At 64.3% G+C, this 14,733-nt stretch carries 12 protein-coding genes; 4 read left to right on the top strand and 8 right to left on the bottom strand.

All coding sequences use genetic code 11. From position 1 onward, the window contains the following. Positions 1-5: 5 nt before the first annotated feature. From QMG84_RS06825 to QMG84_RS06810, 4 genes are all read right to left on the bottom strand, one after another. Positions 6-1,487 carry a type II and III secretion system protein family protein gene (locus tag QMG84_RS06825; RefSeq protein ID WP_281931346.1) on the bottom strand — a complete coding sequence of 494 codons (1,482 nt, stop codon included), beginning with the start codon at positions 1,485-1,487 and terminating at the stop codon, positions 6-8. Positions 1,488-1,540: 53 nt separating this feature from the next. Continuing rightward, positions 1,541-2,347, bottom strand: coding sequence for a Flp pilus assembly protein CpaB (cpaB, locus tag QMG84_RS06820; RefSeq protein WP_281931345.1), 807 nt, complete (start codon positions 2,345-2,347; stop codon positions 1,541-1,543). A 194-nt stretch (positions 2,348-2,541) separates the two neighbouring features. Beyond that, positions 2,542-3,048 carry an A24 family peptidase gene (locus tag QMG84_RS06815; RefSeq protein ID WP_281931343.1) on the bottom strand — a complete coding sequence of 169 codons (507 nt, stop codon included), beginning with the start codon at positions 3,046-3,048 and terminating at the stop codon, positions 2,542-2,544. Between the two features lie 167 nt (positions 3,049-3,215). Further along, entirely contained in the window at positions 3,216-3,380 is a 165-nt protein-coding gene (locus QMG84_RS06810) for a Flp family type IVb pilin (protein ID WP_281931341.1), read from the bottom strand. A 387-nt stretch (positions 3,381-3,767) separates the two neighbouring features. Here QMG84_RS06810 and QMG84_RS06805 point away from each other — a divergent pair, with 387 nt between their 5' ends. The 4 genes from QMG84_RS06805 to QMG84_RS06790 all read left to right on the top strand — a co-directional run bounded on the left by QMG84_RS06805 (position 3,768) and on the right by QMG84_RS06790 (position 8,408). Then, positions 3,768-4,259: a pilus assembly protein N-terminal domain-containing protein gene (locus tag QMG84_RS06805; protein ID WP_281931340.1), complete on the top strand. Its 492-nt coding sequence runs from the start codon at positions 3,768-3,770 to the stop codon at positions 4,257-4,259. A 140-nt stretch (positions 4,260-4,399) separates the two neighbouring features. Then, positions 4,400-4,933, top strand: a complete 534-nt coding sequence (locus tag QMG84_RS06800) for a TadE/TadG family type IV pilus assembly protein (protein WP_281931338.1) — start codon at positions 4,400-4,402, stop codon at positions 4,931-4,933. Continuing rightward, positions 4,930-5,661 (top strand): TadE family protein, encoded by a 732-nt coding sequence (locus tag QMG84_RS06795; RefSeq protein ID WP_281931337.1) that lies wholly within the window; start codon positions 4,930-4,932, stop codon positions 5,659-5,661. The genes QMG84_RS06800 and QMG84_RS06795 overlap by 4 nt, the downstream gene beginning before the upstream one ends. 494 nt (positions 5,662-6,155) lie before the next feature. Continuing rightward, entirely contained in the window at positions 6,156-8,408 is a 2,253-nt protein-coding gene (locus tag QMG84_RS06790; protein ID WP_281931937.1) for a TonB-dependent receptor, read from the top strand. 191 nt (positions 8,409-8,599) lie between these two features. Here the strand turns inward: QMG84_RS06790 and QMG84_RS06785 are convergent, their stop codons facing one another. The 4 genes from QMG84_RS06785 to QMG84_RS06770 all read right to left on the bottom strand — a co-directional run bounded on the left by QMG84_RS06785 (position 8,600) and on the right by QMG84_RS06770 (position 14,663). Then, positions 8,600-10,099: a phosphomannomutase/phosphoglucomutase gene (locus QMG84_RS06785; protein WP_281931335.1), complete on the bottom strand. Its 1,500-nt coding sequence runs from the start codon at positions 10,097-10,099 to the stop codon at positions 8,600-8,602. Positions 10,100-10,192: 93 nt separating this feature from the next. Further along, the gene (locus tag QMG84_RS06780; RefSeq protein ID WP_281931333.1) at positions 10,193-10,735 is read right to left on the bottom strand and encodes a retropepsin-like aspartic protease family protein; all 543 of its coding nucleotides are present in this window, start codon (positions 10,733-10,735) and stop codon (positions 10,193-10,195) included. Positions 10,736-10,820: 85 nt separating this feature from the next. After that, on the bottom strand, positions 10,821-13,385 hold the full coding sequence (hrpB, locus tag QMG84_RS06775; protein ID WP_281931332.1) for an ATP-dependent helicase HrpB: 2,565 nt from the start codon (positions 13,383-13,385) through the stop codon (positions 10,821-10,823). A 276-nt stretch (positions 13,386-13,661) separates the two neighbouring features. Next, complete coding sequence (locus QMG84_RS06770; protein WP_281931331.1) at positions 13,662-14,663, bottom strand: Tim44 domain-containing protein; 1,002 nt, start codon at positions 14,661-14,663, stop codon at positions 13,662-13,664. Positions 14,664-14,733: the final 70 nt, after the last annotated feature.

The raw sequence follows: 14,733 nt of genomic DNA, 5'->3' as shown, positions 1-14,733 counted from the left end.
GCGCGTCAGTCGTGAATGAATCCGATACGACCTTTGAAGTTCTGCATCATTTGCGGATTGCTGCGGGTCGAATAAATGCGGTTCACGCGCCCCAGCAACCAGGCCTGCGGGTCCGAAGCGTCCGCGAAGCCGTCATCAGGCCGCGAAATCTCCTGTTGCGTGAGCGCTCGCGCCGCATAAGGCGTGACGATGATGAGCAGCTCCGACTCGTTGCGCTGATAGTCCCGCGATCTGAACAAGGAGCCGAGAATCGGCAGATTGAGCAGACCCGGAACGCCGTTGATTGCTTGCTGGGTCGTATGCGTGAGCAATCCCGCCGTGGCGATCGAGCCTCCCGAGGGAAGCTCGACCGTCGTTTCGTTCTTGCGGCTCTTGAAGCCGGGAACGGTCACATTGGCGTAAGTGTAGGAATTCTGCTTGTCGACCTCGGTGACTTCGGTCGACAGGCGCAACGAGATGCGGCCCTCGGATAGAACGACCGGAATGAAGTTCAACGAGACGCCATATGGCTTGAACACGATGCCCGGGTTCACGCAAAAGCCGCTCGACGTCGCGCCGCAGGAACCTGGCACGGGGATTTCGCCGCCGACAAGCATCTTCGCCTGCTCGCCCGAAATGGCCGTGACCGTTGGTTCAGCGAGCACGCGCGAAACGCCGTACCGTTCGAAAGCCTTCAGCGTCGCGGCGGTGTTGTTGGGACCGTTGATCGTGAGCGCAGTGGCGCTCAATCCCCCGTTCACGGCGAAGGGATTTTCCTGGACGAATTTACCCCAGCCGCCGTTCAACAGCAGATCGCCGCCAGACTGCGGAGAGAAACCGAGCTGCTTGATGATGTTTCGGTCGACTTCCGCGACCGTGACCTTCAGCATCACCTGTTCTTCGCCGCGGATCGTCATCGCGTTGACGACATATCCATCGGCGCCCGCGGCGCCGCCCTGCGCGCTGGTCGAAGCTGCGCCCCCCGCGCCCGCGGAATTCATGACTCGCGAGGCGAAGCCCTTGGCGATGTCCACGGCGCGCTGAGCCTCGCCAGCGGAGCTGACATTGCCGGTGAGGATAATGACGTCATTGACCGTGCGGGCGATGATGTTCGATTTCGGCAGCGCGGCTCTCAGAAGCGGCATCAATTCGCCGACGTCGCGGCCGACGCTGATTTCGAGATTGGCGACCTGCCGCCCATTCGCATCGAGCCCGATAACAGTTGTCTGGCCGTTCTCGCCGCCGATCAAATAAAGCTTGCGCGGCGTGCGAACGACAGCGTCGGCGACCTTCGGATTGCCGATGATCACTTCGGAGACGTCGCGCGGCAAATCGACGATCATGGATTTGCCGACGCCCATCATGATGCGTCGAGCAAGCGTCGCGCTGGCGTCCGCTTCGATTCCGCCGGGGAATGGCCCCTGCGCCTTGGCCGGCGCGGTCACCGCGGCGGCGATCGCAAGCGCCGCCACGGCCGCGCCGATCAGATTATGGGTCAAACGGCTCATGGGCGGCCTTCGGAAAAACGGGGGAAACAGGGTCGCGGATCGCATCGAGGCGCTCACTTCGTTCGAAGATTTGCGGGCACGCCATGCTTGACGACGGTCAGCGTGTCCTCGCCGGAACCGTCATTGGGCGCCTCGGCGGAGGCATCCTTTGCGATCGCGTCGGTGATGGGTCGCAGGGAAAGGACGAGCTGTCCGGTGCGCTGGGCGAGAACGATGAGTTCGGCTTGACGGGGATCGAGCTCGAGAGTGGCGGTCGAACCGGTCACAACGGGCTCCGCGCCTTTTTTCTCGATCGTCTGCCCCATCGCGAGGACGCGCACATTCGAAAGAACGACCTCGGAGCCATAGACCTCATGCCCGAGATCTTTCGTGGCCTCCGGATCGCGGTACGTGCGAATGACGTCGACGCGATCGTTGGGAAGGATGAATCCGCCCGCCGTGTTGTTGAGCGTCACATCGATGGCGACAGCGCGTTTGCCCGGCGACACCATGGTCGACATCAGGCCGGCGGTAACGCCCTTGACCAAGCGTTCCTTACGCACTGGCTCATTCGCGGAAATCGGGATGCGCACATATGAGGACTTCACGTCCTCTTTGGCGTTTGGCGCCGTGCTCTTCGTCAGCGCCCCCGGCGGAAGCGCTGCGGACGGCCAATCGACCCAATTCGTGTCGGCGTCGGCGATCTCCGTGCCGTAAGGAAGATCACGGGCGGCGACGAGCACCTGATCGACATTGACCGGCGGCTGAGGCGCTGCGACCTCTACGGGCGAGGGCGGCGGACTGGATGTGTTCATCATCAAGAACGCAGCGCCGCCAGCGGCGACCGCAACGCCCAGAACTGCCATTTGTGCTTTATTCATCGTGCCCGAATCCAAGGCCCGCCACACGGCGGTCGATCGAAATTCAAGCGCAGAAAAGTCAAATTAGGGTTAATTAGTTCTTACAAGTAATGTATTTTCATAAGGTGCAGCCGCGCCCGCAACGATCTGCCCCTACCTTCGGCAGATTGTGCGAGGTTGCTTTTCATTATCGTTCCCGCGCGGGTCGCGGTCGGTCAGAGCCCGCCGAGGCGGCTCCAGAGGCCCGTCTGCGGGTAGATGAGCAGACCGGCGATCGCCAACGCAATTCCATAAGGCACGCCATTCGTCTTCTCGGCGAGACGCGCGATGAATTTTACGGAGAGCAAGCGGCTGGGCAACTCGTTCCAACGCATCATCAGGATCACGAGGGTGAGCGCGCCGCCGGCGATGGACGCGACCAGGCCGTAATCGAGGAGATTCTCCCAGCCGAGCCAAAGCGCTGTCGCAGAGGCGAGCTTGGCGTCGCCGCCGCCGACCCAGCCGCGTTGGAAAAGCACGAAAGTCAGCGCAAGAACGGCGAGCCCGCAGGAGACATGCGTTACAATCACGTTCCAGGAAAGCGGGATATAGGCCGCGAGCGCGAAAAAGACGACAATGAGAATGAGCGAGACGCGGTTGGGTATCGTCATCGTGAAAAGATCGGAGAAGGCCGCAAAAACCATGGCGGCCGGGAAGACGATGAGCGCGGCTGACTCGATCATTTAAGATGCTGCCTGGAAAAGCATGGGAGGGCGCATAAAGGCGCTAGTTGGCTAATTAAAATGAAACGATTAACCCGCCGTTAAGCAGGCGCGCTGAAATATCCGCTTGGAAACGAGGACGGCCCCATCGAGGGGCCGTCTCCAGGCTTCCATAAGAAGGAGGTCGGTCAGATCAGGTTGCCGGCAACCTTTGAAAAAGTTCCCGAGAGCTTGGTGCCGAGGGCCGTTATCGCCGCGATGATGGCGATGCCGATGAGCGACGCAATCAGGCCGTATTCGATCGCGGTGGCGCCGGATTCGTCTCTCACGAAACGCGCGAAGATCTGGTTCATATTCCTGCTCCGAATTGAGTTCACGATCCGTCGAGCCGCTCCGTGTGTCTTGGCTCAAGCGAATGTCCGCAAACTAACGCCCAAACCTTTCAAGTTCGTTGACCGTTTTCGCAGCGTAGCTTGATGTTTTTATTCGCGTCATCCGCCGCGAAGGCGGCCGATCCATTCGCTTGTATGTTCGAGAAAATTCTACCTTTTCCCGTTGCCGCTCCTCTGGCCCATCCTCTCTGAACCCCAAATCATACGCCAGAGATTCGAGACATTTTTAGCGATCCCTTCACCATTGGCTGCTTTAGTCGGTCAGCGGAGCAGCCACGCTTTTTTCGTCCACCCGAAACGCTCGGCAAGCCTCCAGCCCGCGGGAACTCGCCGCATCAGGCGCGCTGCATGGTGAACCGAATGAATCTGTCTCTGCCTCTTTTCCGCGAGGCTTTGCTTGTAATTGCCAGCGTCGCTGGATTTCACGCGGCGGCGGCATCGGCCGCGCCCGCCGACGACCGCGCAATCCGCGTGGATATCGACTATGCGCGTATCGTGAAGATTCCGCAGGGCGCGCAGACGCTCGTGATCGGCAATCCGCTCGTCGCCGACGTGACGATGCTCAAGAACAGCCAGCTCATGGTCATCACGGGGAAGAGCTTCGGGTCGACGAATTTGATCGTTCTGGATCGAAGCGGCGCGCAAGTTGGCGAGTCGATCGTCACCGTCGTCCCGTCAGAAAGCAAGGTCGTCGTTCAGCGCGGCTTTCATCGCGAATCGCTTTCCTGCAATCCCAAATGCGCGAAAGCCGTCGATCTGGCGGACGACGTGCAATATATGAACACCACCATCGACGCTGCCAAGGCCTACGACTCGGCCGCCTCGTCGGCGCGACGCTAGCTCCCGGGGTCTCCGGCCAGCTTGTTTCGCGAACAGTAAGAATACAGCTCGAATCGAACATGGCGGCTCGCGTGACGAACAGACTGCGACGATTCGTAAAGCAACTGACGCCAAGACGCTTCCTCGCGGATCGCAACGGCGTGACCGCCGTCGAATTTGCGATGATCAGCGTGCCCTTCATCGGGCTCATCGGCGCCATCTTCGAAACCGGCACGGTATATTTTCGCTCGGCTCAACTGCAGATGGCGACGGAAATGGCGAGCCGCGCTGTGCTGACACACAGCACCGACGCCAATCTGACCTATCAGCAATTCGTCGATAAGTATCTTTGTACGTGGCAGGCCAGTGGCGCGGTCCAGCGGGGCACTTTATCGACCATGTTCGACTGCTCGCAACTTTTGGTCGACATCAGCAGCCCCTCGGATTGGACGTCGGCGAGCACTGGCAACTCCTTTACGGCGGCCCCTCGCGCGACCAACATCGCCATGCCGGCGGCGGGTAAAATTGCGATCGTCCGTGTCGCCTACCCGACTTCCGTGATCATGGGCTTCCTGGGCGGCAGCACGCTCGCGGGCGGCAGCGGCTTCTCGCAAGTCCGCAGTGGGCAGACCCAGAATAACGGCGCCTGGAGCTATATGATCATGGGCATTGCCGCCTTTCGTGTGGAGCCATGAGAACGACGATGCGCTTTGTCGGACACAGCGGCCGGCCGTATCTCGACGACAGAGGCATGGCGGCCGTCGAATTTGCGTTGATCTTGCCTCTGATGCTCGTGATTTATATGGGGCTCGTCGAATTGTCTCGCGGCATGCGGACGTCGCAGAGGCTCGATCTCGTCGCGCACACGCTCGCCGATCTGACGGCGCAAAAGATCGACTGCCCCAATCCTCCAGCGGGCGTCTCCTCTACCAAATGCGCAACCGGGCAAGCGGGGTTGAGCGAAGCGGAGATCACGTCCATCTTTTCAGCGGCGAATGTGCTGATGGGGCTGCCGACCACAGACACGTCGATGAAAATGACCATTTCCGAGGTGAACATCACAGCGGTGACGGCAACTTCGTGGCAGGCGAAAACAAGCTGGTCGGTCACCCGCAACGGCGCATCGGCGCGCCCCTGCCAAGTTCTCACGCCCTCGGATGCGACGCCGGTGTCGGTCACAACGATCCCCATGAGCTATGTCAACATCACGAATGGCGTCAATCCGCCCACGGGGCCGATGATCATCGCCGACGTCGTCTACAACTACACGCCGGGCTTCCATTTCGAAATGTTCAAATGGAGCTCGTCGCCGACCTGGAGCATGCAGCGGACGAGCTATGCCCCGGTCCGCAACACATATTCGCCTCCCCATATTCAATATTACATGACCTCTGGAGCGAATTGTAACGGCTCTACGCCGTGATCATCGAGCGTTCGAGTAATCCGATACGTCTCAAGCAAATCGCTGCTGCGACAGGGGCTAAGCCCGACGGCGACGACTTCTAAAATATGCCTCACCTTATCGGTCTCCCGCATAAACTGGAGGCAGACGCCGCAGCGCCTGTCTGATCGTTCGGGAATATTCATACCGTTTCCGTTTGAATAGCTCGCATTGGCGCTTGTCATTCCCGACGGGCCAAAGGCCCGATCGGGGATCCAGAGTCACAAAAGCGCAGGTTTTGCTCTGGATTCCCAATCACTCGCTGCGCGAGCGTCGGGGAACCAATCCAGCGGATCTCGTATCATTCGCCTCCAACGCCTCTGCTGCGGCCCATGTGTGGCTGTAGCGCAACAGCGGTCGGAAAGTTCGTTCGGCCGCGACATCCCGTATTGATCCAACCGAAGACTGTAATGTTATAACATAGGCGCAAATCCGGCGCGGAGGCTTCGGTGAGATCAAAGGGCTTGGGCGAATCGATGGGCGCTTCCGCGCTGGTTGTCGGCATTTGCGCAATGTCCGCGCCAGCCGCCGCGCAACAGACGCTCCCGACGATCGAGGTCGGCGCTACAAGCCCCATCAAGCGGCGTCCGAGCGCGCCGGTGGCGCAAGCCCGCGCTCCAGGCGCCCCGCCTATCCGGCGGAGCGCGCCCACGCCGGACGAGCCTGCCTCGGCTGCGGCCGCGCAGACGGCTCCGCGCGGCGTATTGGCAATCGCGCCGGATCAATTCGCCGCCGTCACGGTCGTCACGAATGAGGAACTGCGGTCCACCACCGGGACAACTCTGGGAGACGTCGTCTTTTCCCGTCCGGGCCTCACGAGCTCGAGCTTTGCACCCGGCGCGGCCAGCCGGCCGATCGTGCGCGGCCTCAACAACTACCGCGTGCGCATACAAGAGAACGGCGTCGGCGCGAGCGGCGTCTCGGAAATGGGCGAGGATCACGCCGTGCCGCTCGACCCGATCGGCGCGAGCCAGATGGAGGTCGTGCGCGGCCCCGCCACGCTCCGCTGGGGCTCGCAGGCGATCGGCGGCGTGGTGAACGTCGCCAACAACCGCATTCCCGAGGCGCCGCCCTGCGCGCTCGACGCCGCATTCCGCGAAACCGGCTGCGCGCGGGTCGAGACGCGCGCCGCTGTCGCGACTGTCGACAATCTGCTCGAAAACGCGACGCTGCTCGACGCGGGGCGCGGCAATGTTGTCGTGCATGCCGACGCGCATGGCCGTCGCGCGAGCGACTATCGTATTCCCGGCTACCCCTATCTCGACGTCGATCCCTTCGCCGCGGAGCCGCCGCCCTATTTTGCCGGCCGCCAGCCCAATTCGTCGAACCGCTCCGGCGGCGCCTCGCTCGGCGCGAGCTATCTGATCCCCACCGGCGGCTTCGTCGGCTTCGCGGTGACGCAATACAACAGTCGCTACCGCGTTCCGGGCGTCGAGCCGACGGCGACCGACACCCGCATCGAGATGCGTCAGACCCGGGTCACCGGTAAGGGCGAGCTCCACATCGGCTCGGCCTATGTCGACGCCATACGCTTCTGGGCGGGGCTCACCGACTACAAGCACCACGAACGCGCCGACGAGGGTGGTTTCAACGGCGTGCAGCAGTCCTTCACCAACAAGGATCTCGAGGTGCGGGTCGAGATGCAGTTCATGCCGATCGCGCTTCCGTTCGGCGTGTTGACGAGCGCCGCCGGCGTGCAGGGCAATCATCAATTCCTCACCTCCCCGGGGCTGGAAGGCGGGCTCTACGATCCGAACCGGACCCAAGCCGTTGCGGGCTATCTCTTCAACGAACTCAAACTGACGGACGCTCTCAAGGCGCAGCTTGCCGAGCGGATCGAGAATGTGCAGGTGACAGGCTCCTTGCCCGATCTCTTCCTCGATCCGACAACGCCAATCGGCCGCTACAGGAACTTCACGCCGGTCAGCGGCGCTTTCGGCCTGCTCCACGATCTGCCATATGGACTCGTCGCCAGCCTCTCCGCGCAATATGTCGAGCGCGCGCCGCGCGCGCCGGAACTGCTCTCGCGCGGCATCCACGAAGCCACCGGCACCTTCGATGTCGGCAACCCGAATTTGCGGATCGAGAAAGCGAAGACGCTCGAGCTGGGCCTACGTCGTGCGGAGGGTCCGTTGCGCTTCGAGGCTGCGCTTTACATCACGCGCTTCGACGGCTTCATCTTCCGCAATCTCACCGGCCCGGTCTGTCAGAGGGATTTCGCAAGTTGCGCCATCGGTGGCGCGGGCGATCTGGCGCTTGCGCTTTATTCGCAACGCAACGCCGTCTTCCGTGGCGCGGAGTTCCAGAGCCAGCTCGACGTCGCCCCGCTGATGGGCGGAACGATCGGCGTCGAAAACCAGTTCGACGTCGTGCGCGCGAGCTTTACGAGCGGCGGCAATGTGCCCCGCATCCCACCTGTCCGGCTCGGCGGCGGTCTCTACTGGCGCGACGCCAATTGGCTCGCGCGCGCCAATCTGCTCCATGCCTTCGCCCAGAACGATATTGCGCAGACCGGCGAAACGCCGACCAAGGGCTACAATCTGCTGCGCGCCGAGCTGAGCTACCGCATGAAATTTGCGCCGAGCAATCCTTGGGGAAGCGAGATGACCCTTGGCCTCGTCGGCAATAATCTTCTGAACGACGACATCCGTAACAGCGTCTCTTTCCGAAAGGATGAGGTGCTGCTGCCCGGCGCCAATCTGCGCGCCTTTGCGACTATCGTGTTCTGATCATCCTCGCGGCGCGTGTCATTCCCGGCGGGCTGAAAGCCCGACCCTGAATGCAGAGCCACAAAAGCGCTGATTTTATTCACCGCCGTCATTGCGAGCAAAGCGAAGCAATCCAGGGCGGCGATGCGGCGCTGGATTGCTTCGTCGGCTCCGCCTCCTCGCAAGGACGGCGGTGATTTCCTATGCGTTCATCAGATCGTCTGATTATAGGCGCCGACTTCAGGATTTTCGCGCAGGATCGCGTCCACTGCGCCGAACATCTCGCGCAGGCGCGCTTCTGACACCGGACTCTCGACGACGACGACCAGCTCGGGCTTGTTGGACGAGGCGCGCACCAGCCCCCATGTGCCGTCGGCGACGGTCACGCGCACGCCATTGACCGTCACGACGTCGCGGATCGGCTGACCGATGAGTGTTTCGCCGCGCGTTTTCATGCCCTCGATGCGCGCGATCACCTTCTTCACGACCTCATATTTCTTTTCGTCGTCGCAATGCGGCGACATGGTCGGCGAGCCCCATGTCTTCGGCAGATCATTGTAGAGATCGGCCATGCTCTTCTGGGGATTGCGATCCAGCATTTCCAGAACATGCACCGCCGTCAGCAGGCCGTCGTCATAGCCGCGCCCGATCGGCGCGTTGAAGAAGAAGTGACCCGACTTCTCGAATCCTGCGAGCGCGTTGAGGTCGTTCACGCGGCGCTTGATATAAGAGTGGCCGGTCTTCCAATAATCCGTATGAACGCCGCGCGAGACCAGCTCGGGGTCGGTTGCGAAGAGACCCGTCGACTTCACGTCCACGACGAATTTCGCGCCCGGATAGACCTTGGAGAGATCGCGCGCGAGCATCACGCCGATCTTGTCGGCGAAAATCTCCTCGCCATTGTTGTCGACGACGCCGCAGCGGTCGCCATCGCCGTCGAAGCCAAGCCCGACGTCGGCGCCCGTCTCGCGCACCTTATGCGCGATGGCGTGCAGCATCTCCAGATCTTCGGGATTCGGGTTGTAGCGCGGGAAATTATAGTCGGGCTCGACGTCGAGCGGGATCACCTCGCAGCTGAGACGCTCGAGCATCTGCGGCGCGAAGGCGCCGGCCGTGCCGTTTCCGCAAGCCGCGACGACCTTCATCTTGCGCCCAAAGGCCGGGCGGCGGGTCAGATCGTCGAGATAGCGCGCGCCGAAATTCTCGATGAAGTGATACGCGCCGCCGCCGGCCTGGCGGTATTTGCCGGACAGCACGATCTCTTTCAGGCGGCTCATTTCGTCGGGCCCGAAGGTCACGGGCCGCTGCGCGCCCATCTTCACGCCGGTCCAGCCATTGTCGTTATGCGACGCCGTGACCATGGCGACGGCGGGGGCGTCGAGCTCGAATTGCGCGAAATAGGCCATGGGCGACAGGGCGAGGCCGATGTCGCGCACGCGCACGCCAGAGGCCATGAGGCCGGCGACCAGAGCGAGCTTGATGGAGGAAGAATAGGCGCGATAATCATGGCCGGTGACAATGTCCGGCGCGACGCCCATTTCATGGATCAGCGTGCCCAGACCCATGCCGAGCGCCTGCACGCCCATCAGATTGAGTTCCGGCCCAAAGAGCCAACGCGCGTCATATTCGCGAAAGCCCGTCGGCTTCACGAGCGGCTTTTGTTCATACTCGAAAGTATTGGGAGTCAATATTGAAACGGGCTTGGGCAGCATGGGCGGTCCTTGCGAGCTAAACGACGGGCTCCCTTTACACCGTCCCGCCGCGCCGGCCAAATTTGCCTCGACCGCTAAACCACGCAAGCTATCCTATTGTTTCAGCACGAGGGCTCCCGATTCCACCGAGAAGCGCGACAGCTTCGAGAGGAAAGCCATGCCCAAGAGGCTCCCCGACAGCGCGCCGCGCTCGCCGACCACCGCCTCGACATTGTGAACGACAATATTGCCGATCCGCACGTCGTTGAGCGTCGCGCGCGCGACATGGGCGACGCCATTGGCGGTGTTGACCTGATACTTATAGTCCGCCGGCGCCGGAAAGAGACCGGCAGCCGAGGCGTCCTCATAAGAAAGCGCCACAAGCGTCGCGCCCGTATCGACCAGCATGCCCGAGATGCGGGCGCCGTTGATTTCAGCGTCGGTCGAGAATTGTCCCCTCTGATCGGCGGAAATACGCGTCTCCCCCATGCGCGCAGGGAGCGCCGCGCGCACAGGCGCAACAGGCTGCGCGGCGGGCCGGATCTGCGCGGTCTGTGGCGCAGCGTCGGGACGCGGCGCAAGGCGCATGAGCTCTTTCGCGGCGATCACGCTGACGACCACGGCGATCACTGCAAATGAGATTTGCTTTCCGAGCATGACGCTTCCTGGCATGCGGCCCCGGCGCGATCCTCGCGAGAAAAGTTTGCGGGGATCTTAAGGCACACTCGGAAAACCAGCTAACTCACCCTCGCGGCTTCGCTCGCGTGGTTGGCAAGGCTTTGGCCGGCTCGTCCGGCCAGAGGTGGCGTGGATAGCGACCCTTCATCTCTTTTTTGACGTCGTTCCAGGAGCCTGACCAAAAGCTCGGCAGGTCGCGGGTGGTCTGGATCGGCCGATGCGCCGGCGAGAGCAGCTCCAACGTCAGCGGAACCTTGCCGCGCGCCAGCGCCGGATGCTGCGAAAGGCCGTAAAGCTCCTGCACCCGCACGGAGAGCAGCGGCCCGTTGGGCGCGGCGTAATCGAGCGCATGGCGGGAGCCGGCCGGCGTTTCGAAATGCGTGGGCGCCTCGGCGTCGAGGCGGCGCATGAGGTCGTAGGGCAAGAGATGGGCGAGCGCCGCGTCGAGATCGCCCGGGGCGATGTCGCCCAGCCTGGCGCGGCCGACAATATAAGGCGCGAGCCACTCCTCGACGCTTTCGGCCAGCGCCGCGTCGGAGAGATCGGGCCATTCATCGCCCTCCGCCCGGCGCAGGAAAGCCGCGCGGTCGCGAAGCTGCGCCTGGCCCTTGGTCCAGGGCAGGCGCGCGACGCCGAGCGCGGCGATCCCCCGCGCCAGCGCCTGCGCGCTCTCCGCGTCGGCCTCGACGGAGAGGTTTTGCTCGCTCAGGCGGATCGCGCCGAGGCGCCGAAAGCGCCGGCGCCGCAGGCTGACGGTCGCGGGGTCGAAAACAGTCTCATCGCGCGCCTCGATCCGCGCGCCGGCGATTCTCTCCACTTCCTCGGCGGCGAGGGCGCAGGCCGCTAGAATGCGCGCCTGCGCCGCGCGGCCCGTCAGCTCCGCGACGGCGAGAAAGGGGGCGCGCGACAGCGGGTCTTCCACAGGAAGGCTCGCGGCGCGGCCATTGGCCATGAGGAAGTCGCCATTGGCCCCGCGCGATTTGGCGATGCGGTCGGGATAAGCGAGCGCGATGAGGGCGCCGTCGGAGAGCCCCCTCCCCAGCCCTCCCCCGCTGCGCGGGAGAGGGGGCAGAGCGTGGCCTTCATCGGCAATGCTGATCGCGAGCGTCCCCTCTCCCGCTTTAGCGGGGGAGGGACAGGGAGGGGGCAACGCCGCCATCGCCATCCTCGCCCAATTCCCCGCCAGCCTCCTCGCATCCTTCGCCCGCTTCGACCCATCCGACTGCAGCCGGTCCAGCCGATGCGACAGATCCGCGTCATTCCCCCCAAGTCCGCGCTCGGAAAGCAGCATGGCAAGCTCCGCCGCCCGCTCCGCTTCCCCGCAGCGCGCGGCCTCCAGCACCATGCGGGCGAGACGCGGCGGCAGCGGAAGCGCGCGCAACGCTCTGCCTTCTTCCGTGAGCCGCCCATCGGCGCCCAGCGCCCCGAGTTCCTGGTCCAGCGCCACGGCCTCCTTCCAGGCCGGCGCCGGCGGCGGGTCGAGCCAGGCGAGCTGGCCAGGATCGGTTACGCCCCAGGCGGCAAGATCGAGCGCAAGGCTCGACAAGTCCGCCGCCAATATCTCCGGCGCCGCGAAAGCGGGGAGCGACGCCGTCTGCGGCTCGTCCCAAAGGCGGTAACAGACGCCGGGCTCCGTGCGCCCGGCGCGGCCGCGCCGCTGGTCGACGCTCGCCCGCGCGGCGCGCACCGTCTCGAGGCGCGAGAGGCCCAGATCCGGCTCGTAAAGCTGCACGCGCGACAGGCCGCTATCGACCACGACGCGCACGCCTTCGATGGTCAGCGACGTCTCGGCGATGGAGGTCGCGAGCACCACCTTGCGGCGCCCCTGTGGCGCGGGCGAAATAGCGCGGTCCTGCTCGCCGCGATCGAGCGCGCCATAGAGCGGCGCAATATCGACGCCCTCCAATCGCGCCTCTGCAAGGCGGGAGGCGGTCCGCAGGATTTCGCCCTGCCCCGGCAGAAAGGCCAGCACCGAGCCTTTCTCCTCGCGCAGGGCGCGCAGCACGGCGCGGGCGACGGCGTCCTCTATGCGCTCATTGGGGTCGCGGCCGAGATAGCGGGTTTCGACATCGAAGGCGCGGCCCTCGGAGACGACCGTCCGCGCGTCGCCCATCAAAGCCGAGACGCGCGCGCCGTCGAGCGTCGCCGACATGGCGATAAGGCGCAGATCGTCGCGCAGCCCCGATTGGGCGTCGAGCGCCAGAGCGAGGCCGAGGTCCGCGTCGAGCGAACGCTCGTGATATTCGTCGAAGAGCACGCCCGCGACGCCATCGAGCGCCGGATCGTCGAGGATCATGCGCGCGAAGACGCCCTCGGTGACGACCTCGATGCGGGTCCTGGCCGAGACCCTGGACTCGAGCCGCATGCGCAGACCCACCGTCTCGCCGATCTGCTCGCCAAGCGTTGTCGCCATGCGGCTCGCGGCGGCGCGGGCGGCAAGGCGGCGCGGCTCCAGCAGGATGAGCTTGCCGCCCCTCGCCCACGGTGCATCCAGCAGCGCGAGCGGTACGCGCGTCGTCTTGCCGGCGCCGGGCGGCGCGACGATCACGAGATTGGGAGAAGCCGAGAGCGCCGCCTGGATGTCGGGCAGCACGGCGTCGATGGGGAGGGCGTCCTGTGGGCGTGTCAACTTTGCTCAAACCGAAGCAGCCGGGCGGACGCCGGGCGCGAGCCCATCCCTCCCCTTTACGGGGAGGGTGGCGCGCGCGGCGCGACGGGTGGGGTCCGTCCCAACCCGAGTCATAGCGGCGAGAGCCCCACCCGTCGGTCTTCGACCGCCGACCTCCCCGTAAAGGGGAGGTATATCAGTGGCTCACGCCGCCGAACTGCTACTCGCCCGATCTCAGATCGCAAAAAAGGCGCCCCCTCCTCACGGAGGGAGCGCCTCTCAATAGCAGGCTTCGCGTTACGCCGCCTGCTGAATCGCCGAAAGCTTCCAGGCGTCGGGGCCAGCTCCCGCCGGGCGGCGGAACGTCCAGACCTCGGTCGCCTCGCTTGCCCCAGCGGAGCCGGGCGCCGGCTTGCCGGTGGCGCGGTCCTCCAGGACGTCGTTCAGCGAGAAGCGCATGGCGACGCTCGCATATTCGTCCGAGCCCTCGCGCCAGGCTTCCGAAAGGTCGCCCTGCAGAAGCTTGACGTCGGTCACGCGGTTGACGACGCCCTTGCGGCGGTTCGTCTCCAGCTCCTCGTCGAAATGGCGGACCATTTCCGGCGTGGCCACCTGACCCAGCGCGCTGACGTCCTCGCGGCTATAGGCGGCCTGCGACTGGCCGAGCAGGCGCTCGAAGGCGTTGAAGTCCCCGGCTGCGATCTGGATCGGCGTCGCGCGCGGACGCTGCGGCGCCTCGCCGCCGAAGCCCATGGGCCCGGCCCCGAAGCCGCCTGTCGGACGCCCGCCGAAGGGCGCGCCGCCCGTGAAGCCGAAGGTCGAGCCCTGAGGGCCGACGCCGGCCGGCGCATTGCGACGCTGCCACCAGACGAAGGCCATGCGGGCCAGGAAAACGACCAGCGCGATCTGCAGCAGGAAGCCGATGATCGACATGAAGCCGCCAATGCCGCCGAAGAAGCCGTTGCCGGTCAGCAGCCCGAAAAGCCCCGCGCCGAGCAGGCCGCCGGCGAGACCGCCGAGCAGGCCGCGGCCAAAGGAAGAGCCGCCGAAGGCAGGCCGATTGAAGCCCGGCTGGCTCGGATTAAAGCTTGGACGCGCCGTCTCGCTGCGCTCGAATGGCGAGGCCGTTCCGGGCGCCGTGCGGGTCGACGGCGGCGCCGACCAGGTCCTGGAGCCGCGCGAGCCGAAGCTCCCGCCGCCGCCCATGCGCGCCTCGGCGATCGCCGGCGCGAGCGCCAACAGCGCCGCGAGAGCCAATGAAATCAGCGATCCGCGCTTTTGCGCAAGAAACCGCAGCATATGAGTTTTCCCTCTTTCGCGGAGAGCGTCGCTCCCCTCGGGGAGAGAATATAGGGAGAGGATGACGGGG

Origin of the sequence: Methylocystis iwaonis (assembly GCF_027925385.1) — a bacterium.
GTDB classification, from domain to species: domain Bacteria; phylum Pseudomonadota; class Alphaproteobacteria; order Rhizobiales; family Beijerinckiaceae; genus Methylocystis; species Methylocystis iwaonis.
The sequence above is the reverse complement of the archived record's forward strand: the minus strand, read 5'-3'. Positions and strand labels throughout refer to the sequence as shown.